Source organism: Dactylosporangium sp. NPDC005572 (genome assembly GCF_040605515.1).
GTDB lineage: Bacteria > Actinomycetota > Actinomycetes > Mycobacteriales > Micromonosporaceae > Dactylosporangium.
Map to the genome: position 1 here is coordinate 26,768 of NZ_JBEXCY010000077.1, position 21,581 is coordinate 48,348.

The 21,581-nt window shown below is 73.4% G+C and carries 24 protein-coding genes; 11 read left to right on the forward strand and 13 right to left on the reverse strand.

The window, feature by feature from the left end:
- The 5 genes from ABZS66_RS31040 to lnt are packed head-to-tail and all read right to left on the reverse strand — an operon-like array spanning window position 1 to window position 4,564.
- Entirely contained in the window at window positions 1-1,083 is a 1,083-nt protein-coding gene (locus ABZS66_RS31040) for a DUF4037 domain-containing protein (RefSeq protein WP_354763828.1), read from the reverse strand.
- 6 nt (window positions 1,084-1,089) lie between these two features.
- Entirely contained in the window at window positions 1,090-1,755 is a 666-nt protein-coding gene (locus ABZS66_RS31045; RefSeq protein ID WP_354763830.1) for a uridine kinase, read from the reverse strand.
- On the reverse strand, window positions 1,752-2,303 hold the full coding sequence (locus ABZS66_RS31050) for an FxsA family protein (RefSeq protein ID WP_354763832.1): 552 nt from the start codon (window positions 2,301-2,303) through the stop codon (window positions 1,752-1,754). Before ABZS66_RS31050 ends, ABZS66_RS31045 begins: the two co-directional genes overlap by 4 nt.
- A 9-nt stretch (window positions 2,304-2,312) precedes the next feature.
- Window positions 2,313-3,134, reverse strand: coding sequence for a polyprenol monophosphomannose synthase (locus ABZS66_RS31055; RefSeq protein WP_354763834.1), 822 nt, complete (start codon window positions 3,132-3,134; stop codon window positions 2,313-2,315).
- Window positions 3,131-4,564, reverse strand: coding sequence for an apolipoprotein N-acyltransferase (lnt, locus tag ABZS66_RS31060; RefSeq protein ID WP_354763874.1), 1,434 nt, complete (start codon window positions 4,562-4,564; stop codon window positions 3,131-3,133). Before lnt ends, ABZS66_RS31055 begins: the two co-directional genes overlap by 4 nt.
- Between lnt and ABZS66_RS31065 the strand changes: the two genes are divergently transcribed.
- Complete coding sequence (locus ABZS66_RS31065) at window positions 4,563-5,240, forward strand: DUF6537 domain-containing protein (RefSeq protein WP_354763836.1); 678 nt, start codon at window positions 4,563-4,565, stop codon at window positions 5,238-5,240. The two genes, lnt and ABZS66_RS31065, sit on opposite strands and share 2 nt — an antisense overlap.
- Window positions 5,237-6,061: an FCD domain-containing protein gene (locus ABZS66_RS31070; RefSeq protein ID WP_354763838.1), complete on the forward strand. Its 825-nt coding sequence runs from the start codon at window positions 5,237-5,239 to the stop codon at window positions 6,059-6,061. Before ABZS66_RS31065 ends, ABZS66_RS31070 begins: the two co-directional genes overlap by 4 nt.
- On the opposite strand, the gene ABZS66_RS31075 is transcribed toward ABZS66_RS31070, so the two are convergent.
- Entirely contained in the window at window positions 6,062-7,774 is a 1,713-nt protein-coding gene (locus ABZS66_RS31075; protein WP_354763840.1) for a bifunctional diguanylate cyclase/phosphodiesterase, read from the reverse strand. It lies immediately after the preceding gene.
- Between the two features lie 71 nt (window positions 7,775-7,845).
- Window positions 7,846-8,655, reverse strand: a complete 810-nt coding sequence (locus ABZS66_RS31080) for an SAM-dependent methyltransferase (RefSeq protein WP_354763876.1) — start codon at window positions 8,653-8,655, stop codon at window positions 7,846-7,848.
- A 105-nt stretch (window positions 8,656-8,760) separates the two neighbouring features.
- Here ABZS66_RS31080 and ABZS66_RS31085 point away from each other — a divergent pair, with 105 nt between their 5' ends.
- Window positions 8,761-10,125: an EcsC family protein gene (locus ABZS66_RS31085; protein ID WP_354763842.1), complete on the forward strand. Its 1,365-nt coding sequence runs from the start codon at window positions 8,761-8,763 to the stop codon at window positions 10,123-10,125.
- 70 nt (window positions 10,126-10,195) lie between these two features.
- Complete coding sequence (locus tag ABZS66_RS31090) at window positions 10,196-10,945, forward strand: hypothetical protein (protein WP_354763844.1); 750 nt, start codon at window positions 10,196-10,198, stop codon at window positions 10,943-10,945.
- A gap of 99 nt (window positions 10,946-11,044) precedes the next feature.
- On the opposite strand, the gene ABZS66_RS31095 is transcribed toward ABZS66_RS31090, so the two are convergent.
- Entirely contained in the window at window positions 11,045-11,287 is a 243-nt protein-coding gene (locus ABZS66_RS31095; RefSeq protein WP_354763846.1) for a DUF2283 domain-containing protein, read from the reverse strand.
- 5 nt (window positions 11,288-11,292) lie between these two features.
- The gene (locus ABZS66_RS31100; protein WP_354763848.1) at window positions 11,293-12,432 is read right to left on the reverse strand and encodes a serine hydrolase domain-containing protein; all 1,140 of its coding nucleotides are present in this window, start codon (window positions 12,430-12,432) and stop codon (window positions 11,293-11,295) included.
- Between the two features lie 50 nt (window positions 12,433-12,482).
- On the opposite strand from ABZS66_RS31100, the gene ABZS66_RS31105 reads away from it, so the two are divergent.
- Genes ABZS66_RS31105 through ABZS66_RS31115 form a run of 3 tightly spaced genes read left to right on the forward strand, consistent with a single transcriptional unit; the run spans window position 12,483 to window position 14,051 of the window.
- Window positions 12,483-12,821 (forward strand): hypothetical protein, encoded by a 339-nt coding sequence (locus tag ABZS66_RS31105; protein WP_354763850.1) that lies wholly within the window; start codon window positions 12,483-12,485, stop codon window positions 12,819-12,821.
- Window positions 12,814-13,593: a hypothetical protein gene (locus tag ABZS66_RS31110; RefSeq protein WP_354763852.1), complete on the forward strand. Its 780-nt coding sequence runs from the start codon at window positions 12,814-12,816 to the stop codon at window positions 13,591-13,593. Before ABZS66_RS31105 ends, ABZS66_RS31110 begins: the two co-directional genes overlap by 8 nt.
- Window positions 13,590-14,051, forward strand: coding sequence for an N-acetyltransferase (locus ABZS66_RS31115; protein WP_354763854.1), 462 nt, complete (start codon window positions 13,590-13,592; stop codon window positions 14,049-14,051). Before ABZS66_RS31110 ends, ABZS66_RS31115 begins: the two co-directional genes overlap by 4 nt.
- Here ABZS66_RS31115 and ABZS66_RS31120 read toward each other — a convergent pair.
- Entirely contained in the window at window positions 14,048-14,683 is a 636-nt protein-coding gene (locus ABZS66_RS31120) for a hypothetical protein (protein ID WP_354763856.1), read from the reverse strand. The two genes, ABZS66_RS31115 and ABZS66_RS31120, sit on opposite strands and share 4 nt — an antisense overlap.
- Before the next feature lie 118 nt (window positions 14,684-14,801).
- Here ABZS66_RS31120 and ABZS66_RS31125 point away from each other — a divergent pair, with 118 nt between their 5' ends.
- Entirely contained in the window at window positions 14,802-16,103 is a 1,302-nt protein-coding gene (locus tag ABZS66_RS31125) for a M20/M25/M40 family metallo-hydrolase (protein WP_354763858.1), read from the forward strand.
- A gap of 28 nt (window positions 16,104-16,131) precedes the next feature.
- Here the strand turns inward: ABZS66_RS31125 and ABZS66_RS31130 are convergent, their stop codons facing one another.
- Window positions 16,132-16,782 (reverse strand): hypothetical protein, encoded by a 651-nt coding sequence (locus ABZS66_RS31130; protein ID WP_354763860.1) that lies wholly within the window; start codon window positions 16,780-16,782, stop codon window positions 16,132-16,134.
- Window positions 16,783-16,812: 30 nt separating this feature from the next.
- On the opposite strand from ABZS66_RS31130, the gene ABZS66_RS31135 reads away from it, so the two are divergent.
- On the forward strand, window positions 16,813-17,295 hold the full coding sequence (locus ABZS66_RS31135) for a DinB family protein (protein WP_354763862.1): 483 nt from the start codon (window positions 16,813-16,815) through the stop codon (window positions 17,293-17,295).
- Here the strand turns inward: ABZS66_RS31135 and ABZS66_RS31140 are convergent.
- Window positions 17,292-17,717: a nitroreductase family deazaflavin-dependent oxidoreductase gene (locus ABZS66_RS31140; protein ID WP_354763864.1), complete on the reverse strand. Its 426-nt coding sequence runs from the start codon at window positions 17,715-17,717 to the stop codon at window positions 17,292-17,294. The genes ABZS66_RS31135 and ABZS66_RS31140 overlap by 4 nt on opposite strands.
- A gap of 244 nt (window positions 17,718-17,961) precedes the next feature.
- Window positions 17,962-18,690, reverse strand: coding sequence for a DUF3662 and FHA domain-containing protein (locus tag ABZS66_RS31145; RefSeq protein WP_354763866.1), 729 nt, complete (start codon window positions 18,688-18,690; stop codon window positions 17,962-17,964).
- A gap of 166 nt (window positions 18,691-18,856) precedes the next feature.
- On the opposite strand from ABZS66_RS31145, the gene ABZS66_RS31150 reads away from it, so the two are divergent.
- On the forward strand, window positions 18,857-20,023 hold the full coding sequence (locus ABZS66_RS31150) for an LCP family protein (protein WP_354763868.1): 1,167 nt from the start codon (window positions 18,857-18,859) through the stop codon (window positions 20,021-20,023).
- Between the two features lie 17 nt (window positions 20,024-20,040).
- Window positions 20,041-21,537, forward strand: a complete 1,497-nt coding sequence (locus ABZS66_RS31155) for a hypothetical protein (RefSeq protein WP_354763870.1) — start codon at window positions 20,041-20,043, stop codon at window positions 21,535-21,537.
- Window positions 21,538-21,581: the final 44 nt, after the last annotated feature.

The following is a 21,581-nucleotide window of genomic DNA, read 5'->3' on the forward strand; positions in this document are numbered from 1 at the left end:
CTAAGCTATCCCGCCGGGCGGGCCGCCCGGGGCCGGTCCGCGCAGGGCTGAATACGCCGCCGCCATGATCGCCTGGCAGAGGGCGGGGCGGGTGAGGACGTCGGTGCTGTCGGCGTACTGGTCAATCCCGCCGATGAGCGGCAGCCCGGTCAGGGCAGGCTCGGTGATGCGGCCGGTGAGCGCGGCCGCGAACCGGCCGGCGTCGATGACCTCGTACGGCCGGTCGTGGTACCCGCGGCGGGTCGCCTCGACCGGGCCGGCGAGCGGCAGCGTGTTCTGGGCGCGCCCGGCGGCCTCGTAGGCGTCGGGCAGCCGGTCCGGGTCGCCGACCGGCCAGCCGAGGCCGAGCCGGGCCCAGGCGGTGCCGAGCCATTTGCTGTACGGCGGGTACCGGCGATGCAGCAGCAGCCCGAGCCGCATCAACGCGCGGGTGAGCCGGGCCGTCAGGACGTGCCGGCCGAGCGGGTCACCGGCCTCGCCGGCCCGGCCGACGAACGCCTCCTCCTGCGCGATGAGGGTCCACTGGGCGGCGAGCAGGTACCGCCACACGTCGTCGGGATACCAGGCGAGCCGCTCCCGCAGCGCGGTCAGGTCGCCGGGCCCGTCGTGGTACACCGCACCGGCGGTCGTCTCCAGCAGCAGCTGCGCGGGCGTGCCGAGCCACTCGACGGCGGTGCGGGGCCCGCCGGGCACCCCGAGCTGCGCCCCGCTGAACGCGGCGACGGTGGTGACGTCGACGCGGTGCTGGATCGGCGGCCCGCCGACCGGGGTCATGACCTGGACCCGTTCGCCGGGCGGTGCGAAGTTCGTCGGCCAGCCCCGCACCGCCGCCGGCAGCCGCTCGCGCAGCAGCGCACCGATCGCGGGCCCGTGGTGCGCGTCGGCGGGGTCGACGAACAGGGTGAGGCGCGGTCCCCAGTCGTGGTCGGTGGAGCGGGGCGAGTCGTAGCCGAGGACCTCGGACCCGGCGCCGATGCGGGCGGCGGCGTGCGGCAGCCCCGGGTAGGCGGCGTCGAGCAGCGGCCGGACCGCCTCCGTGTAGAAGGTCCCGCACAGCTCGAGACCGGGCAGGAAGTCAGGCATCAGCACTCAGGCGTCCAGCACCAGGGCCGGGTGCCGCGGGTCGTCGGCCCGCACGACCAGGTCGGCCTGGTACTGCGGCATGACCTCGTCGCGGTAGCGCGTGTACGCGGGCAGCGTCCACTGCGCCTCGGGCGGGGTGCGCCGGGCCAGGGCCGCGTCGGACTGGGTGAGGTGCACGGTGACGTCGAAGCCGAGTCCGGCGCCGAGCAGCAGGGCGCCGGTGACGACGACGACCCCGCCGGCGGGGACGTCGACGTAGGCGGCGCGGGTGGCCCGGTCGGTCGCCGGGTCACGCAGCGACGGCAGGACCCGGCCGGTGCCGCCGGGCCCGGCGGGGGCGAGGACCTCCCGGGTGAGGGCGGCCAGGTCGAGCCAGTCCTCGTAGAACGCGTCGGGGTTGGTCTTGCCCCGCTCGTACCGCAGCGAGTTCGCCCGCCAGAACCCGGCGGCGGGCACGTGCAGCGCCCACCCGCCGCGCTGCCGGACCGCGGTCACGAGCCCTTCGGCGAGGTCGGCGCCGCCGGCGGTCGGCGGCCCGTCGATCCCGACCCGCGGCCGCACGGCGGCGTCCTCGGCGCTGGACGGGCCGAGCCGGTCGAGCCGGTCGAGCCGGTCGATGCGGGTGACGAGGTCGGCGATGAGCGCGTCGAGGCTGATCGGGTGGGCTTTCACGGCCGCCGGGGGTGCGGGTCGATGATCTCCCCCTCGACGACCTCACCCTCGACCGCCGGCGCACCGGCCACACCTCCGGGGCCTGCTGAGGCTCCGGAGAAGTTCGGGGCGGGCTGGGCCGGGTCGGCCCGCTGGGCCTTCACGAACCGGGGCCCGAACAGGTCACCGGCCGCCGCGGCGGAGATCCGCCGCTCGGTCGCGCCCCGCACGGCGCGCCGGGCGAGGGCCCGCACCGGCGGCAGGAGCAGCAGCAGCCCGGCCGCGTCGGTGAGGAACCCGGGGGTGAGCAGCAGCAACGCCCCGAGCAGGCCGGTGAGCCCGTCGCTGACCTCGGCGCCGGGCGGGCGGCCCTCGTTGACGGCGGCGCGGAACCGCCGCCAGGCCCGCATCCCCTCACGGCGCAGCAGCAACGCACCGACGAACCCGGTGGCGATGCCGAGCAGCACCGCCCACGGCCACCCGATCGCCTGGGCGACCAGCACGAACGCGGTGATCTCAGCGATCACCAGCAACAGGGTGCCGATCGCGGCCAGGGCAAGCGGACGCATGAACGAATACTATCCGGCGAGATTCTCAGGACCACCCGGGCGATTTTTCGCCGGCCCGTTGCCGGCGACGACCCGCTTCAGCGCCTGCCAGCGGGCCGTCATCCCCCACACGGTGACCCGCCACAGCGCCTCACGGACGATCGACGAGCTCATCTTCGACTTGCCGCGCTCACGTTCGGTGAACGTGATCGGCACCTCGGCGACCCGGAACCCGTCCTTGAACGCCCGCCACGCCAGGTCGACCTGGAAGCAGTACCCCTGCGACGACACCGACCCCAGCTCGATCTTGTCGAGGATCGGGGTCCGGTACGCCCGGTACCCGCCGGTCGCGTCCCGCAGCGGCATGCCCAGGGCGAGCCGCACATACAGGTTCCCGGTGCGGGAGATCGCCTGCCGGTGCGCGGGCCAGTTGACGGTCTTGCCGCCCGGCACGTAGCGGGAGCCGAGGACGACGTCGTGCTCGGCGAGCTCGTCGAGCAGCCGGGTCAGCTCCTCGGGGGCGTGGGACCCGTCGGCGTCCATCTCGACGACGGCGTCGTAGTCACGTTCGGCGGCCCACGCGAACCCGGCGGTGTAGGCGGCGCCCAGGCCCTGCTTGCCGGGCCGGTGCAGCACGTGCACGGCCGGGTCGGCGGCGGCGATCTCGTCGGCGACGGCGCCGGTGCCGTCGGGGCTGTTGTCATCGGCGATGAGCACGTCGACGGCGGGGACGGCGGTGCGGACCCGGTCCACGATGAGGCGGATGTTCTCGGCCTCGTTGTAGGTGGGGATGATGACGAGGACCCTGCCGACTCCGGGGTATTGATCCACGCCTCGGTCGGTTGTGCTCACACGTCCTCCTTGTTGCCCACTGTCGGGTTCGGGTGCACCCGCCGGTCGCGGCGGCGCACTTCGGCGCAGGCGGCCAGCCCGGCGAGGGCGGCCACCACGATCACGAACTCGGGAATCACGCCGAGTCTTGTAGCAAGGGTACGGGCTGTGCCGAGGTGCAGCTCGGCGAGGATGACCGCCGCCTCATTGAACCTCGTCTCACTCTGGGTGCCGCCGCGGGTGTCAGCGAACGCGGAGATACCCACCGTGGACGCCATGAGCGCGTCCCGGCCGTGCTCGACGGCCCGTAACCGGACCATCGCGAGCTGCTGCCGCGCCTCGGACTCGTCGAACGTCGCGTTGTTCGTCTGCACGGCCAGCAGCTGCGCGCCGCCGTCGACGGTGTCACGGACGATGTCGTCGTAGGCGACCTCGAAGCAGATGACGTCACCCACGACGGCGGGCCCGACGGTGAGCACGCCCGGCTCGGTGCCGGCGGTCATGTCGGTGACCCGGTCGACCTCCTTCGACACCATCCGCGCGATCCCGCGCAGCGGCATCCGCTCCGCGAACGGCACCGGGTGGCGTTTCGTGTACTGCGGGATCTCCGCCCCGACGGGCTGGTCGGGTGACCAGACGAGCCCGACGTTCTCGACGCCCTTCTCGGCGCTGGACAGCACGGCCCCGACGAGGATCGGCGCGCCGATGGCGTGCGCGGCCCGGTCGATGACGGCGGCGGCGTCGCGGTTGCGCAGCGGGTCGATGTCGCTGGAGTTCTCCGGCCACACGACGAGGTCGGGCCGGCGGGCCAGCCCGGCGTTGACCTTCTCGGCGAGCTCGATCGTGGCGTTGGCGTGGTTGTCGAGCACAGCCCGCCGCTGGGCGTTGAAGTCCAGCCCGAGGCGCGGCACGTTGCCCTGCACGACCGCCACGTACACGGCGGGGCCGGTCGGGGCGTGCAGCGGCACGAGCCACCCGGCGACGACCACCACCGCGGCCGCGACGGGTGCCGCGACCAGCCCTGGGCCCAGCCGCCACTTCACCCCGGCGGTCAGGCCGCGGATCACGCCGTAGGCGAGGAAGGCACCCGCGAGGGCCACCGCGAACGTGACGAGGGGTGCCCCGCCGAGCGCGGCGAGGCGCAGCAGCGGCGACTCGTCCTGACTGAACGCGAGCCGCCCCCACGGGAACCCGCCGAACGGGGTGCGGTCACGCAGCGCCTCCTGCCCGGTCCAGACGGCGGCGAGCAGCGGCACCCACGCCCACCGGGCCCAGCGGCCCTTCTCCAGCAGCGGCGACGTCCAGGCGGAGGCGGCACCGACGAGCCCGAAATACAGCGTCTCGAGCCCCGACAGCAGCAGCCACGGCACGGCGCCGGTGTGCAGGTTGGTCCAGGACAGCAGCGGGGTGAAGAACAGGGCACCGGCGAGCGCGCCGAGGCCGAACGGGATGGCCGGGCTCGACCCGACGCCCGCCGCGCGGGAGGTCGCGCGGCAACTCTTCGACACCGCCGGCCTGCCCGCGGCGGTGCGGGAGGTCGGCGAGCCGCGCGCCGCCGAACTCGTCGACTACCAGCACGCGCGGCTGGCCGGGCGGTACGTCGACGCCGTGCGCAGCGTCGCGACCGCCGAGTCCGAGCGGTTCGGCACGGACGCGGTGGCCGTGGAGTTCGCCCGGTACCTGTTCAAACTGCTGGCGTACAAGGACGAGTACGAGGTCGCCCGGCTGCACCTGAAGGTCGACCTCGCCGGCCAGGCGAGCGGCGGCGGATCCCGGGCGCGGCTGCAGTACCATATCCATCCGCCGTTCCTGCGGGCGCTCGGCCTGCGGCGCAAGCTCGCGCTGGGCGGCTGGATCCGGCCCGCCTTCGCCGTGCTGCGGGCGGCGCGGACGGTGCGGGGCACGCCGTTGGACCTGTTCGGGCTGGCCGCGGTGCGCCGGGTCGAGCGATCCCTGCCGCCGGAGTACACGACGGCCGTGCTCGCCGCGCTCCGGGACGACGACCGGGACCGCTGCCTGGCGGTGGCGCAGGCACCGGATGTGGTACGCGGATATGAGAGCATCAAGCTCGCCAATGTGGCCCGGTTCCGGGCGCTGCTGGCTCGACCCTCCCAGGTCGATGGATGAGGAAGGCGAAGATCATGGCGGACCCAGCTCAGGGCCGTGGCGCGAAAGGCCCGTTGCTGCAGCGTCGCCGGGTCGGCGAGCGCCTCGCCGACGAGCTGCGTGACCGGATCCTGCGCGGTGATCTGACCACGGAGCAGGGGCTGCTGAAGCAGGACGACCTGTTCGAGGAGTTCCGGGTCAGCATGCCCTCCGTCCGCGAGGCCATGCGCACGCTGGAGACCGAGGGGCTCATCACCATCCGCCGGGGCAACCGCGGCGGCGCCGAGGTGCATCCGCCCCAGCTCGAGCGGGCCGGCTACGTCTTCGGCCTCGTGCTGCAGTCCCGCAACGTCAGCGTGCAGGACCTGGGCCTGGCCGTCCGGCGCCTCGACCCGGTGTGCGCCGAGATGTGCGCGACCCGGCCGGACCGCATGGAGACGGTCGTGCCCGCGCTGCGCGAGATCCAGCGCCGCACCGAGGAGAGCATCGGCGACTTCGCGAAGTTCGTGGCCTGCATGAAGGAGTTCCACGAGGCGCTCGTGCGCAACTGCGGGAACCAGACCTTCGAGCTGCTCGCGGGCATGCTGGAGGGGCTGTGGTATGCGCATGAGGAGGAGTGGGCCGCCCGCACGGTCATCGAGGGCGGCATCCCCGGCGAGGCCGCGACCCGGCGCAGCCTCGACAGCCACGCCGAGCTGATCCAGGCCATCGAGGAGGGCGACGGCCCCGGCGCCGCGATCCTGGCCCGCCGGCACCAGGAGGACACCCAGCCCCAGGCCAACCTCGGCGTCGACCCGTCGGTGGTGGTCAACGCCCAGCTCATCCGGCCCCCGGACTACTGATCAGAGGAGCGCGGGGACTTCCTCGGCCACGGTGGGCGGGCCGAACAGGATGCCCTGGGCGTGGTCGTAGCCGAGCTTGCGCACGTGGGCGGCCTGCTCCTCGGTCTCCACGCCCTCGGCGACCGCGTGCAGGCGTAACCCGTGGGCCAGCGTCACCAGCGTGGTCAGCAGGACGTCGGAGCTCGCCAGCAGGGAGCGGTCGATCTTCAGGCTGGCCACGGCGGTGCGGCTGACCTCGTGCAGCCGGGCGAAGTTCGAGTATCCGGTGCCGAAGTCGTCGACCGCGAAGCTCGCGCCCAGCGCGGCCAGCGCCGCCAGGGTCGACGCCTGCGGCGCGGTGATCGACTCCTCCGTCACCTCGAAGGTCAGCAGGTCCGGCGGGAAGCCCGTCTCGTCGAGGGCCTCGCCGACGATCGCCGGCAGGGACTGGTCGGTGAGCTGGGCCGTCGACAGGTTGAGGTTGAGGCGCACCGGGCGGCCCGGGCGCTGCCACTGCAGCGCGTGGCGGCCGGCGGTGCGCAGCTGCGCGCCGATCAGGTGGTTGAGCAGGCCGATGCGCTCCGCCAGGGGGATGAACTCCGCCGGGGCGATCTCGCCGTGCTGCGGGTGCCGCCAGCGGGCCAGGGCCTCCACGGCGACGACCCGCCGGTCGGTGAGGCGGACGATCGGCTGGTACGCCAGGCGCAGCGTCCCGCGGCGCACCGCGCCGGGCAGGTCGCGGGACAGGGTGTGGCGGCGGCGGTCGGCGTCGTGGCGGTGCTGCTCGAACATCGCCGACGAGCCGACCGGGTCGCTCTTGGCCCAGGTCAGGGCCATCTTCGCGGTTCGGAGCAGCTCGCTCGCCGTCGCGCCCGCCGCCGGGCGCTCCAGCAGGCCGCCCTTCGCGTCCAGCTGGACCGGGCTGGCGGCCGGGCCCCAGGGGTACGCCAGCGACTCCCGGACCAGGTCGAACAGCTTGACCGCGTCGTCGGGGCCGCGGGTGCCCGCCTGCACCAGGACGAACTCGTCGCCCCCGAGGTGGGCCGCGTAGTGGCCGTGGGTGTCGGTCAGGTCGCGCATGCGCAGGCCGACCTCGCGCAGCAGGGCGTCGGCCTGGTCGGTGCCGAGGGCGTCGCTGATCTCGGCGAAGCGGACCAGGTTGAGCACGCACACGGCCACCCGGTCCGACCTGGCGGCGAGCGCGGTCAGGTGGTCGGTGAGCGCGTGCCGGTTCGGCAGGCCGGAGACCTGGTCGTGCAGGAGGGCGTGCTGGCGCTGCTGCTCGGCCCGCAGCACCGCACGCTGCGCGCTCGCCCGCTCGTGGCGGCGCAGGTCGTCGGTCTCGGTCAGGGCGACGGCGCGCACGCCCTCGGCGAACGCCTCCGTGAACGCGCCCAGCAGCGACCCCAGTCGCTCGGCGGACCCCGGGTGGGTGATGCCGAGGTCGCCGCGGAGACGCTCGTGGATCAGTTCGACGCTGACCCGCAGCGCGGCCGGGGACCACAGCTGCGCCTCGACGAGCGCGGTGCCGGCCCACCGGCCGGCCGCCGGGTCGGGCTCGTCGCCGGTCAGCGCGGCGGCGAGCCGGGCGGTCAGGTCCTCCAGCAGGGGGATGGTGCGGCCCAGCCGCCGCGGCACGAAGGAGACCTCGTGCAGGCGCTGGGCCCACGTGCGGGCGAACGCCCGGGTCGGTGGCTCGTGCTCGTCAAGCGGGTGGGCAGGCCGCTGTCGCATGAAGACCTCATTCGACTCGGGGCGCTTTCTCGCCGCGTCGAGTGAAGTATGTCGAGATTTCACCGGGCGCGCTAGCTTACGACCGGTTTGCGACCGACGGCGGCGAGGACGGCCGGCTGCTCCGGCTCGTCGACCTCCGGGTCGGGGTGCCACGCCGTCGCCGGGACCACCCCGGGCGGGACCAGCTCGAGGCCGCCGAGGATCTCCGCCACCTGCTGCGGCGTGCGGGCGCGCACCGAGGTCGGCGTCTGGTCGTACAACTTGGTGACCTGGTCCTGCTCGGAGTCGAGGCCGGTCGTCCGGGTGAAGTGCGAGACGGCGACGTAGCTGCCGCCGACGAGCGCGTCACCGAGCTCGCGCACGATCCCCGCCGGACCGTCCTCGTCCCCGATGAAGTGCAGGACCGCCACGAGCAGCACCGCCACCGGCTGGCCGAGGTCGAGCAGCTCCTGCACCCGGGGGTTGGCCAGGATCTCCTGAGGTTTGCGCAGGTCACCCTGCACGGCCGCGGCGCGCGGGTTGCCGGCCAGGATCGCCTCGCTGTGCATGACGGCGACCTCGTCGACGTCGACGTACATCACCTTCGAGTCCGGCGCCAGGGCCTGCGCCACCTCGTGGACGTTGCCGAGCGTCGGGATGCCCGAGCCGATGTCGAGGAACTGGCGCACCCCGGCGTCGACGAGCCACTCCACGGCCCGGCCCAGATACGCCCGGTTCGCGTACGCGACCCGGCCGATGCCCGGCCAGGCCTGCATCGCCCGTTCGGCGAACTCCCGGTCGACGGCGAAGTTGTGGTACCCGCCGAGCGCGTAGTCGTACACCCGGGCCGAGTTCGGCACGGTCGTGTCCACCCCGGCTGGCGCCCAGTCCGGCAGGCTCACGGCAGCCCTCCCCATGTTGATCACGGTCGGTACGTGACAGGTCAGCCTATCGTGTACCCGACCGGCATCGTGGCCCTGTTGGCGCGCGTTGCTTATCTTGGTCGTGTGACCGAGCCGACCGCAGCGCCCGACCTCTCTGACAGCAACTCTGACAGCGACGACGGCCCCCCGAGCGGTCTGTGGCAGAAGATGAAGGCCGACCCGGAGTACGCGCCGGAGCACCTGGCCCTCGAAGCGGTCACCCGCCTCGGCCCGCGCATGGCCCGCGAGCTGGACAAACTGAAGGGCCAGAACCCGGGCGCCCCGGCCGACGCCCTCGCCAACATGATCGTGTACCGCTACGTGAACCAGTCCCGCCTCTCCGGCGCGGTGTCGGGCGCGGTACCCCTGGCCGGCGCGGTCCTGGACATCGGTGTGCTGGCCTGGACCCAGGCCCGCATGGTGCTCATGCTGGCCGCGAACTACGGCGTGGACCCGGCCCACCCGGACCGCGCGGCCGAGCTGCTCGTGCTGCAGAACGTCCATAAATACGCCCAGACTGCCCGCACTGCGCTGTCCGTGGCCAAGGGCCGCGAGCGCTTCGACGCGCTGCTGCCGGAGGACCGCCCGACGGTCGGCCGGGTGATGGTCAAGCTCGGCCTGAAGCTGGCCCAGATGGCGGGCGTCCGCGCGGCGAAGAAGATGCTCGCGAAGGTCGTGCCGGGCGCGGGCATCATCCTGGGCGGCGTCGCCAACGGCAACGCGACGAAGGCGCTCGGCGGCCGGGCGATCACGTTGTACCGCAGGCCGCCGTTCCAGCCCGCGCTGCCGCCCGGCGTCCCGTATCAGGCGGGGCCGCCGCGGCACTACCCGGTCCACCCGCCGCACGCGCTGCCTCCGGGGCCGTACCACCCTCCGGTGCCGCCCCAGCCGGGCCCGCCGGTGGCGTCCGCACCCCCGGCCCACTCCGCTCCGCCGGGCGCGCCGGGGATGCAGTTCGCGCCGCCGGGCGCGCCGCCGACCCATTGGGTGCCGCCGGGTGCGCCGTCTGCTCCGGCAGCGCCAGCTGCTCCCGTCGCACCGCCGGCTCAGGGCGCGCCGACTGCTGTCCATTCCGCGCCGCCGGCCCAGGTCGCGCCGCCGGTTCCGGGCGCGCCGACTGCTGTCCACTCCGCGCCGCCGGCGCAGGTCGCGCCGCCGGCTCAGGGCTGGTTGCTGGACCCGCCTGCTCCGTCGGCCCAGCCCGAGGCGGCAACCCAGCCGGCGACGGTCGTCCCGGCCGGCGCGGTAGCGCAACCCGGGTCCGCGGTGGCCGGCACGGTCGCGCAACCCGGGGCCGCGGGTGTCAGCGCGGCCGTACCACCGACCGCGCAACTGCCGAGCGAGCCGGAAGCCCCGGTCTGGCCCACCAAGCCGCTCCCCGCGACACCGGTCGCCCCGACGAAGATCCTCCCCGCCGACCCGCCGACCGAGGGGACGCCGGCCGGCTGAACCGGCACCGGGACCACCCGCGCATGATCCACAGCGGGTAGCGTGCGGCCAGACACGGATCGGGGGCGGTATGGGCGCGAAGACGGGCATCCTGGCGTTCGCTGACGGCGACCCGATCCCGGTCCTCCGGCTGCGTCCGGCCACCGATCCCGGCCGGGCCCGGGCGCTGGCCGAGCGGCTGCACCCGGGGTACCGGATCGAACCGGGCGACGGGGACAACCTGTGGGAGGGCTGCTACCCGCCGGACGACACGCTGTACGCCCTGAGCGTCCCGGGCCTGGACCTCGCCTGCGACAAACGGTTCATGCTCGACCGCCCCTCGCGGCTGCCGCCGCACCTGCTGCGCCTCGGCGCCGGCCGGCGGGTCCTGCTGCACGCGATGCACTCGGGCTCCGACTGGCTGGCGTTCGCCGTGTGGGAGAACGGTGCGCTCGTCCGGTCCCTGAGCCTGTCGCCCGACGGCGGGATCGGGGAGAACATCGGCGACCCGATGCCGTTCGAGGTGCCGTACTGGGCCGGGGAGCACCCGGTCGGGCCGGGCCCGTATCCGCTGCCGTTCCACCCCCTCGAGATGGGCGAGGAGGCGCTGCGGCACATGTTCGGTTTCGTCGTCGAGGGTCGCCGGCGGACCGACGACGTGCCCGCCGACGAGATCAGGCTGCCGGGCTTCCGCGTCACCGACCCGACGGGCGCCGAGCAGGCCGGACGCGAAGCCCTCCGGGTCGCCGCACGCCGCATGACCCGCCGGTCCTTCACCTACCGCGGCGGCGAGCTCGTCGAGGTCGGCCTCGACGAGCCCGGTCCGCCCGCGGTCAGCTGAAGAGGTCGCCGGAACAGGCCGCCGCAGGGAGCAGGCGGCCGGACGGCGACGGTCCCGACGGCGGGCGCGGTCGGCATGCGGCAGGCTGGGGACCGAGGGTCACCGGGACTGCAGGATCGCCTCCAGGAGTGCGGGTGGCAGGTGTTCGCGGGCGCCGATGATCTCCAGGCCCAGGATGTGGCCGTCGGCGTTGAGGTCGAGGTTGAACATGCCGAGTTCCGGGTTGAACATGCCCATCTGGACGGCGGCGCCGGGGGCGACCGGGTGCTGGAGGTAGATGTAGGCGGCGTTGGCCTCGCTGTCGTAGGTGCAGACCAGCGGGACCGTCACTTCGGTGTACATGGTGATCATGCTGGCACATTGCAGCGCAGGGCCAGGTGGAGGAACTCGGGCATCGTGCCGTTCCAGAAGATGTCCGAGACCTGGGTCAGGAGCACGCACACGCGACCCGTTGCCGGGTCGTTGCACCATGACGTTCCGTAGCCTCCGTCCCAGCCGTAGCGGCCCGGGCCCGAGATGTCGTCCGGGCGTACCGTGACCGACATGCCGTAGCCCCAGCCGCTCCCGTCCAGCAGGATGCCGGCCGACTCGATCTGGGGCCCGGTCAGGTGGTTGGTCGTCATTGCCTGCACCGACGACGGTGTCAGCAGGTCCGCGCCGGCCGACAGCAGGAAGCGGCCGAAGGCCAGGACGTCGTCCACTGTGGACGCCAGGCCGGCCGAGCCGTCCGGAAAGGGCGGGCGTTGCGTCCAGAGCGACGGTGGTGACAGGTCCTGGCGTTCGCCGGCCTGGTAGTGCGCCGGGAGCTGCGCGGCCGTCGACGGCGTGAGCGTGAAGCCCGTCGATGTCATGCCCAGCGGTGTGAACAGGCGGTCGCGCAGCAGGTCGTCCAGCGGGACGCCCGACGCGCGGGACAGGAGCACGCCCAGCAGCAGCGTGCCGGTGCTGTACGCCCAGCGTGCGCCCGGCTGGTACATGAGCGGCAGCGAGGCGAACCGGCGCAGCCACTCGTCCGGAGCGTACGGCGTGCGCGGGAACGGCTCCGCGAGCGTCAGGTCCAGGGCCCGGCCCGCGGCCGCCACCGGATAGTCGGACTCCGGGCCCAGCAGCAGGCCGTGGCCCAGGCGGAACGTCAGCAGGTCCTCGACCAGGATCGGGCGCTGCGCCGGTACCGTATCCGCCAGGGCCGCGTCGAGACGGCGCAGGACCCGGCGCCCGGCCAGCTCCGGCAGCCAGGACTCGACCGGGGCGTCGAGGGTGAGGGTGCCGTCCTCGACGAGCATCATGGCCACCGCCGCCACCATCGGCTTCGTCATCGACGTGATCCGGAACGGGGTCCCGCGGCGCATCGGGACCTCGCCGCCGAACTCCGTCACGCCGAGGGCGTCGACCCGGGCGCGGCCGTCGGAGGACGCCACGGCCGCCACGGCGCCCGGCAGCGTTCCCGCCTCGATCCGCGTTTGGAGTGCTCGGCGCAATTCGTCCATGCGCCCCACCCTATGTAGCATTCCGGGCGGTTCGCACGGGGGAGGGACCGATGGAGTTCGACTATGGGGCGCCGGCCGCGATCCGGGCGGCGCGGGACGCGATCCGGGCCGAGGCCGCGCGGTGGGACGACGCCGGTGAGCGCATGCGGGCGGTGCGGACGGCCACCGAGGGGCTCGGGCTGTCGCCGTTCGGGTTCGCCGTCGCCGACGTGGCCGACACCGGGCAGTGGCGGGTGTACGAGGAGATGCGCGCACACCTCGGCGCGCTGTGCGGCGACGCGGCCGCCGAGTTCCACGGGATCGCGGCCGTGCTGCGGGTGTGCGCCGACCGGTACACCGCGGCCGACCGCGACGCCGTCACCGACCTCACGGCGGTGTGGGGTGACTGAGCCGCTGCGGGCCCTGGAAGTGGGCCTGGCCGAGGTGCGGGCCGAGTGGGACCGGCTGCTCGCGCGGGTCGAGGCCGGGATCCGGCTCGTCGAACGGGGGCGCGGCTGGGCCGGCGGGATCGTGGAGTGGGTCACCGGCGACGTCGAGGACGGGCTCGCGGTCATCCGGCACCGGCTCGGCGTGCTGCGCCTGCGGCTCGAGCGCGTCCTCGACGCGGCCGAGCTGGCCACGGCCCGCGCGGTGCCGGTGCTCGCGGTGCTCGACGCGAGCCTGGCGTGGCTGCCGGCCGTCGTCACGCCGGTCACCGGGGTCGCCGCCGCGCTCGACCCGCCCGGGCGCAACCTCGCCTACTGGGCCGGCCCCGCGAAGGAGGCGTACCTCGACGTGCTCCACGAGCAGACCGGCGCCCTCCGGCAGGCCGCCGGCCAGGCCCGCGTCACCAGCGAGTGGCTCGCCGACGTCGCCATGGCCAACATGGCGTACCTCACCGGCCTCGCCGACCGCGTCGCCGCGGTGGCCGCCGCGCTCACGACCGCGTGCCTGGAGGGCGGGGCGACGATGGCCGGCGTCCTCACCCAGTTCCCGTCGTCGCTGCAGGACCTGGCCGACCTCGTCGGCACCGTCGTCGGCGAGCTCGTCTCCGGCGCCGCCCACCTCGCCGAGCGCCTGGCCGCCGACGTGGCGAGCGTGCGGCGACTGGCGGGCGAGCTGGCCGACCACAGCGACCTGCCCGGCGGGCGCTGGCCCCGCTCGGTGACCATGAACAGATGACCGGACCGATGACCGTACCGCTGATCCGCCCCGCCCAGGCCGCCGACTACGACGCCATCGCCGCCGTGGTCGACGACTGGTGGGGGCGGCCGATCCTGGCCGGGCTGCCGCGGCTGTTCCTCGACCACTTCCACCGCACCAGCCTCGTCGCGGAGTCGGCGGCGGGGCTGCGCGGATTCCTGGTGGGCATCCTGTCGCCCTCGGAGCCCGACGAGGCGTACATCCACTTCGTCGGCGTCCACCCCGGCACGCGGAGCCAGGGCCTGGCCCGCACGCTGTACGAGCGGTTCTTCGCCCTGGCGAAGGAGCACGACCGGCGGGTGGTCCGGGCGATCACGTCACCGGTGAACGAGGCGTCGATCGCGTTCCACCGGCGGATGGGGTTCACGGTCGGCGGCCCGGTGGCCGGCTACAACGGTCCGGGCCGCGACCTCGTGACGTTCGCCCGCGACCTCTAGGCCGTCTTCGTCGGCTTGGGGGCGTCGCTGCCGCGGGGCTGGCGGTCCGGCTTGTTGCCGCGCAGCGACGAGTCGGCGATCGTCGTCGCCGTCACGGTCGTGCCGTCGACGGTGCCGACGACCGTGACCGTGCTGCCGGTCTTGACGTCGCCGATCTTCCCCGAGCCGTTGCCGACCTTGGTGCTGCCGTTGACGACGAACGTGGTGCTGTACCCGTCCTCGCTCTTGACGGTGATCGAGGTGTCGCTGACGGCGGTGACCGTACCGGTCTGGAGGCGATGGGTGACGTACTTGCCGGTGCTGTCCTTCACGACGAAGTCGCCGTGGAGGGCACCCATCAGGCCGCCGCGCTCCATGCCGCCCCGGCCGGGCTGACCGCCGCCGGGGAAGCCACCCTGGCCGCCGCCGTAGCCGTGGCCGCCACCGGGCCCCTGCTGGAGGGTACCGGTCCCGGCGCCGGCCGCGTTGGCCACCGCGACACCGCCGCCGATCACGATCACGCCGGACACCGCCGCGACGATCCCGAGCTTGAGCTTCGAGACCCGGCCACCCGACGGGGGCGCGGCCGGGGTCTCGGGTGCGGGCCCGGCCCACGGCGGCACCGGCGTCCCGTTCGTCTGGTCCTCGGTCATGTTCGGGCTTCCCTTCGGGCTCATGGCTGTCCAGCCGACGATGCCCCGGAAACCTGTGCCGTCAATCCCGCGGACCTTCGGGGTACCTGTGAATCGGGCTCGCGGGTAGGGTGCGCGGATGATCACCGCGGAGGATGAGGTCGTCGGGCTCGCCAGCGAGCTCATCCGGTTCGACACGAGCATCACCGACGACCCGCGCGACGGCAACGGCGAACGGGCCGCCGCCGAGTTCGTCGCCGAGCGCCTCGCGGAGGCCGGCTACGAGCCGGAGTACGTCGAGTCCGGGCCCCGGCGCGGCAACGTCGTCGTGCGGCTGCCCGGCGCCGACCCGGGCCGCGGGGCGCTGCTCGTGCACGGGCACCTCGACGTGGTGCCGGCCGACCCGGCGGAGTGGTCGGTGCACCCGTTCTCCGGCGAGGTGCGCGACGGCTACGTCTGGGGGCGCGGCGCGATCGACATGAAGCACATGGTGGCGATGTCGCTCGCCCTTGCCCGGCGGTACCGGCGGGAGCACCTCGTCCCGCCGCGGGACATCGTCTTCGCCTTCCTGGCGGATGAGGAGGCGGGCGGGTTCCAGGGTGCGAGGTGGCTCGTCGAGCACCGGCCGGAGCTGTTCGAGGGCGTGACCGAGGCGATCAGTGAGGTGGGCGGGTTCTCCCTCACCATCGATGACGGGGTCCGGGCGTACCTCGTGCAGACCGCGGAGAAGGGTGCGGTGTGGCTGCGGCTGAAGGTGCGGGGGACCGCCGGGCACGGCTCGCTCGTGCACACCGACAACGCCGTCGCCAAGCTCGCCGCCGCGGTCACCCGCCTCGACGGGCACCGGTTCCCGCTCGTGCTCACCGGGCCGATGCGGGAGTTCCTGCACGGGGTGGCCGAGCTGACCGGCGTGCCGTTCGACGAGGCCGATCCCGAGGCCGCGGTCGCCCGGTTCGCCAACGCGGCCCGGCTCATCGGCGCCGCGTTGCGCGACACCGCCAACGTCACCATGTTCTCCGCCGGGGTGAAGGCCAACGTCGTGCCGTCGGTGGCGACCGCGACCGTCGACGGGCGGGTGCTGCCGGGCCGGGAGGACGAGTTCCGGCGGACCGTGACCGAGCTGCTGGGGGCGGACGTCGAGCAGGACTGGGCGTCGCTGCCGCCGGTCTCCACGACGTTCGACGGGCGGCTCGTCGACGCGATGACCGCCGCGCTCGTCGCGGAGGACCCGGGTGGGCGGGTGCTGCCGTACCTGCTGCCCGGCGGTACCGACGCGAAGGCCTTCCAGGCGCTGGGGATCCGCAGCTTCGGGTTCGCGCCGCTGCGCCTGCCGCCGTCACTGGACTTCACGTCGCTGTTCCACGGCGTCGACGAGCGGGTGCCGGTGGACGGTCTCCGGTTCGGCGTGCGGGTCCTCGACCGGTTCCTGCGCAGCTGCTGACGCCTCACCCTTGCCGGGGACGGCCCGCTCATCCTGCCGATCGCCTGAGCAGGGGCTGCTGCCACAGCCAGGCGAGGTACTCCCGCAGCTCCTTGGGCCCGGCGACCCAGCCCTGCTCGCGGTACGCGATGATCCGCCGGACCTCGCCCGGCAGCAGGTCGAAGGGGGTTGCCCCGGTCTCCGGCGCCGGCAGGTCCGGCGGGATCGGCACCGGGACGGGCAGCAGCTGGACCGGTCCGTCGAGCGCCTGGAGCAGGGTGAGGTACACCCGCGGCAGGTGGTACGGCGAGACGACGAGCCCGAGGCTCCCGATGTTCAGCTTGTCGATGCGTTCCGCGATCCAGATGGCCTGCTCGGCGGTGTTGGTCACCGGCTGGGGCTGCAGCTCGACGCCGTCCGTGCGGCGGATCCCGTCGAGGGTCAGCGGCGCGTAGGTGGCCTCGGCCGGGTTCCCGTCCGCGATGAGCAGGTGCCGCAGCCGCGGGTTACGCTCCCAGAGGTGGATGGCATGCTGCTCCCGCCAGGTCTCACCCTGCCCGATCGCCACGGCCAGCGCGTCGACGTGGTCGGCGGCCTGAGTGGGCAGGCTGAAGATCATGGCGACGGCCTCGACCACCTCGACCAGCCGCCGCGACGGCACGTCGTCAAGGTCGGTGACGACCCGCGGGATGCCCGGCATGCCCACACGGTAGACGGCAGGATGGTCGGCATGCGGCAGAACCGGCCCCCGCTCGCGGATGAACGCACGACCCTGCTGGCCTTCCTCACCTGGCACCGCCAGACGCTCCGGCTGAAATGCTCCGGCCTGCCACCCGCGGACCTGGCCCGCCGGTCGGTGGAGCCGTCGGCGCTCTCGCTGCTGGGCCTGGTCCGCCACGCGGCCGACACCGAACGCTTCTGGTTCCGGGTGGTGCTGGCCGCCGAGAAAGCGCCGCCGCTGTACCCCGACGCGTTCGCCGCCCCCGCCGCCCCCGCCGACGCGCCGGGCGCCTTCGCCGCGTGGGAGTCGGAGGTGGCGTTCGCCGAGCGGTTCGTGGCCGCGGCCCCGAGCCTCGACGTGGTGGGCGAGGAGCCGGGCGAAGGCCCGGTGTCGCTACGCTGGGTCCTGCTCCACCTGATCGAGGAGTACGCCCGCCACAACGGCCACGCCGACCTCCTCCGCGAACGCCTCGACGGCGCGGTCGGCCTCTAGTTCGCGCTCCGGGTGAGCTCCAGGACGGGGATGGTGCGGATACCGGCGGTCTTCTGCGCGTACTCGGCGAAGCCGGGGTAGCGGCCGGCCTGCTCGTCGTACAGCTCGTCGCGCTCGGTGCCGGTGACCTCGCGGACGCCGACGGTGTAGGACTCGGCGCCGCGTTCGATGGTGGTGGTGCCGGCCGCGACCAGGTTGTGGTACCAGTCGGGGTGCTCGGGGGCGCCGCCCTTGGACGCGAAGATGTAGATGACGTCGCCGTTCGTCTCGTTCGGCAGGTACATCAGCGGGTTGACGTGCTCGCGGCCGCTCTTGCGGCCGCGGTGGTGGATGAGCACCATCGGGGCTCCGGTGAAGGGACCGCCGACGCGGCCTTCGTTGGCCCGGAACTCGTCGATGACTGCGGCGTTCCAGTCGCTCACGTGGTGCACCTCTGTTCTCGTTCGCACTCGATCCTCATGGACCACGATCGACCATACTGCGCCGGCCCGCCCGGCAACGGCGGGTCAGGCCGAGATCACGGTCGTCGGCCGGTGGCTCCAGGAACGCCGGTGGCTCCTGGAACGAATGCAGGCCGGCACGCGCGGCTGATGACCACGCCGGCCGGATCGGCCCAGGTGGTCTCCGCGGCCAGGTCCACCGGCCGGGGTGGCGTCGTTCGCACGGTCAGGGGCGGGGGGCGGGGCCGTCCGGGATGCGGGTCACCCGGGTCGGCTCGGCGGCGCCGTCCACCCGGAAGACCAGGCGGGTGTTGCCGATGACGATCTCGTCGCCGGGGGACAGGTTGGCCGTGGCCACGCGGCGGCCGTTGACCAGGGAGCCGTTCGCCGAGCCCAGGTCGGTCAGCACCACCTGGCGGCCGTCGTAGTCCAGGCGGGCGTGCTGGCGGGACGCGCGGACGTCCGCCAGGCGGACCGTGGCCTGGTCGCCGCGGCCGATCACCGTCGAGCCCACCGGGAGCAGGTAGCCGCCGCCGTCCTCGGTGACGAGGCGCACACCGGACGCCTGGCGGGCCGGGGTCTCGCCGCCGGTGTGGACCGAGGCGACGATCTGGAACAGGCCTGTGTCGAGCGTCTCGTTGCGGTCCACCTCGACCAGGACGTCGCCGTAGACCGCCCAGCCCTGCTCGCCGATGTACTCGGCCTGGGACTGGGCCAGCTCCTGGGCCAGGGCGTTCGCATACGCGGCCAGGCGGGTGTGGTCGGCCGGTGAGAGCTCGATCACGAAGCGGTTCGGGACCAGGATGCGGCCGCCGACGCTCTGCTTGTTGGCTGCGGCCTCCCGCTGCATGGCGTTGAGCAGCTCGACCGGGTGGACCACACCCTTGAACACCTTGGCGAAGGTGCCCTCCACCAGGCCCTCGAGCCGCTTCTCGAAGCGCTGCAGCACGCCCACGGCGCATTTCCCCCTTCGGACCCCGTTCCGGTCTCCTGTGTACCACAGCAGGCCCACCGTGAAATGTCGGTGATCCTGCAACGAACCGGGTGCCGGGAACCGTCTAGAGCGCGAAGGACCGAACGTTCACAGGTCGGGGCGCTATTGTGCCCGTCCGGGGGTGCAGGTGACGAGGAAGAAGCGCGCGCGCAAGGATCCGCTGTGGGCCCGGCTGGCGCTGCTGTTCGGAGCGGTGCTGCTGGTCGCCAGCGGCGGTGCGCTGGTCGGCGGGAAGGTGCTGCTCGACCACTACAGCGACCAGATCACCCACGAGGGCGGGCTGGGCGGGGCGGCGGCCGAGGGCGCGACCATCGACGGGCCGATCAACATCCTGCTCGTCGGGGTCGACGAGCGCACCGGCAACGAGGAGATGGGCGTCCGGGCCGACTCGATCATCATCGCGCACGTGCCGGCCAGCCACGACGCGGTCTACCTCACGTCGATCCCGCGCGACACCCGCGTGCAGATCCCGGCGCACAAGGCGACGAAGTACGACGGCGGCACCGACAAGATCAACGCAGCGTTCTGGTTCGGTTACCAGAACGGCGGCGGCCGCGACGGCGGCCTGGAGCTGCTCGCCGAGACGGTGAGCACGCTGGCCGGCGGGCTGAAGTTCAACGGCGGCGCGATCGTCAACTTCGACGGCTTCAAGGGCCTCGTCACCGCCCTCGGCGGCGTGCACATGTGCGTCGACGAGAAGGTCACCTCGGTACACACCGGCTGGAACACCAAGACCGGCGCCGAGGGCGTGCCGTACTACTTCAACGCCGACGGCCTGCCCACCGGCCTCAAGCCGAACATGCGCCCGCAGATCTACGAGGTCGGCTGCTACGACATGGCGGCCTGGGAGGCCCTCGACTACGTCCGGCAGCGCGACAAGCTCGCCAACAACGACGGCGACTACGGCCGGCAGCGCCACCAGCAGCAGTTCATCAAGGCGATGCTCGGCAAGGCGACCAGCGCCGGCGTCGTCACCAACCCGATCAAGGTCAACGCGATCCTGAACTCGGTCGGCAAGGCGGTGTCGTTCTACAACAACGACGTCTCGCTCGCCGACTGGATCTTCACGCTGAAGGGCATCAAGCCCGACCAGATGCTCACGCTGAAGGTCAACAACGGCAGGTTCAACCCGCAGACCATCAACGGGCAGTCGTTCGAGGTCCTCGACGACACTGCCGAGGGTCTGCTGACGGCGATCGCGCAGGACCAGGTCGCCGCGTACGTGGCCGCCCACCCGGAGATGATCAACAACGATGCGGCCCAGCCGTCGGCGTCCCCCACGAAGGGCGGCTGACCCGCTAGCATCCGGCGGTGGACCCCGAGGCTGCTTTACCGAAGGACCGTCGCACGCTCGCGGCGGTCCTCGCCGTCTGTGGCGTGCCCATGGTCGCCAGTGCGCTGCTGCAGCGGTACACCCGGATGCCCGAAGGCGACGAGCCGCACTATCTCGCCATCAATGAGGCGATCAAGCGGTACGGCTCGATCCACGTGCGGCCGGTCTACGACAACTGGGACTTCACGGCCTTCCACCCGGGGCCGCTGTCCGCGCACGTGGCGGCGGCGCCGCACGACACGCTGCCGTGGCACGGGATCGGCGGGCCGGTGCTGTGGCACGTGCCGTACCTGCTCGGCGGGCGCACCGGTGTCCTGCTGTTCATGGTGGTCGTGTCGCTGCTCACCGTCGCCAACGTGTGGTGGCTGCTGCGCCGGGCCGGCCTGGACCGGTTCCCCGCGGCGCTCACCGCGGTCGCGATCGGCCTCGGCTCCACCGTGCTCACCTACACGGCGAAGGTGTTCGTCGAGCCGCTCGCCGCGCTCGTCGTGGTCTATGCCCTGCGCGTGCTCGCCGCGCCGCCCCGCCTCCGTGATCTGCTGCTGCTCGGCGCCGGGCTCGGCGCGCTGCCCTGGGTGCACAGCCGGTTCCTGCCGCTGGAGGCGTCGCTGTTCGTCCTCGCGGCGTGGCGGATCGGCCGGGACCGGCGCCGCTGGGCCGGGTTCCTGGTGCCGCTGGGGGTGCTGACCGCGGGCCTGTTCACGTACCTGTGGACCGTGTGGCACAGCCTCAACCCGTCGGTCAACCAGGCCGGCGACAAGCACCTGCTGTTCGGGGCCAACCCGGTCAAGAGCCTCGTCGGGGTGCTGCTCGACCAGGAGCACGGGGTGTTGTTCTCGTACCCCGTGTTCCTGCTCGTCCTGCCCGGACTGCTGCTGGCCGGTCGGCGCCGGCCGCAGCTCATGATGCTCGCCGCGGTCGGCCCGTACTGCGCGATCCTGCTCACCTCGCCCGGCTGGTGGGGCGGCTGGGCGCCACCGGCGCGGCTGTGGGCGGCGGTGCTGCCGGCCTTCGCGTACCCGATCGGCTACGCCCTGCACCGCGCCCGCAACGCGTTCGTGACCGCGTTGGCCGTCCTGTGCATCGCGGCCACGGTCGGGCTGGAGACCCTGAGCCGGTTCAGCCCGAGCAACGGGTTCTCCGCCGACTACGGGTACCTGGTGCCGCTGCGCGTCCTCGAGGGCCTCGCCGGCCTGCGGATCACCGGCTACCTGCCGGCGTGGTACACCCGCGCCGACGCGCCCTGGCTGTTCCTCTGGTGGGGCCTGGCGGCCGTCGCGGTAGCGCTGCTGGTACTGCTGCCGACCCGGGCCAGACCCGCAACCGGAAACCCTCCGACGGCGGGCGGCCGTGAGCGCCAGGCGTTCGAGCGGGTCCCCGACCACGGTGGCGAACTCGAACCCGTGGCCGGCGAAGACCAGCGGCCCGGCCCGGTCAGGGACGAGGTCCGCGCTGTCGCCCCGCCGTGGCCATGATCGATGGCGAGTTCCGGCTGTCATAGCGACCAGAAGTCGCAATC

Coding starts and splice junctions, on each gene's coding strand:
- ABZS66_RS31120 (WP_354763856.1), bottom strand. CDS start 14,683: ATGACCGAGGACCAGACGAACGGGACGCCGGTGCCGCCGTGGGCCGGG.
- ABZS66_RS31125 (WP_354763858.1), top strand. CDS start 14,802: ATGATCACCGCGGAGGATGAGGTCGTCGGGCTCGCCAGCGAGCTCATC.
- ABZS66_RS31050 (WP_354763832.1), bottom strand. CDS start 2,303: ATGCGTCCGCTTGCCCTGGCCGCGATCGGCACCCTGTTGCTGGTGATC.
- ABZS66_RS31090 (WP_354763844.1), top strand. CDS start 10,196: ATGGGCGCGAAGACGGGCATCCTGGCGTTCGCTGACGGCGACCCGATC.
- ABZS66_RS31040 (WP_354763828.1), bottom strand. CDS start 1,083: ATGCCTGACTTCCTGCCCGGTCTCGAGCTGTGCGGGACCTTCTACACG.
- ABZS66_RS31075 (WP_354763840.1), bottom strand. CDS start 7,774: ATGCGACAGCGGCCTGCCCACCCGCTTGACGAGCACGAGCCACCGACC.
- ABZS66_RS31095 (WP_354763846.1), bottom strand. CDS start 11,287: ATGTACACCGAAGTGACGGTCCCGCTGGTCTGCACCTACGACAGCGAG.
- ABZS66_RS31130 (WP_354763860.1), bottom strand. CDS start 16,782: ATGCCGGGCATCCCGCGGGTCGTCACCGACCTTGACGACGTGCCGTCG.
- ABZS66_RS31115 (WP_354763854.1), top strand. CDS start 13,590: ATGACCGGACCGATGACCGTACCGCTGATCCGCCCCGCCCAGGCCGCC.
- ABZS66_RS31070 (WP_354763838.1), top strand. CDS start 5,237: ATGAGGAAGGCGAAGATCATGGCGGACCCAGCTCAGGGCCGTGGCGCG.
- ABZS66_RS31105 (WP_354763850.1), top strand. CDS start 12,483: ATGGAGTTCGACTATGGGGCGCCGGCCGCGATCCGGGCGGCGCGGGAC.
- ABZS66_RS31135 (WP_354763862.1), top strand. CDS start 16,813: ATGCGGCAGAACCGGCCCCCGCTCGCGGATGAACGCACGACCCTGCTG.
- ABZS66_RS31100 (WP_354763848.1), bottom strand. CDS start 12,432: ATGGACGAATTGCGCCGAGCACTCCAAACGCGGATCGAGGCGGGAACG.
- ABZS66_RS31065 (WP_354763836.1), top strand. CDS start 4,563: ATGGCCGGGCTCGACCCGACGCCCGCCGCGCGGGAGGTCGCGCGGCAA.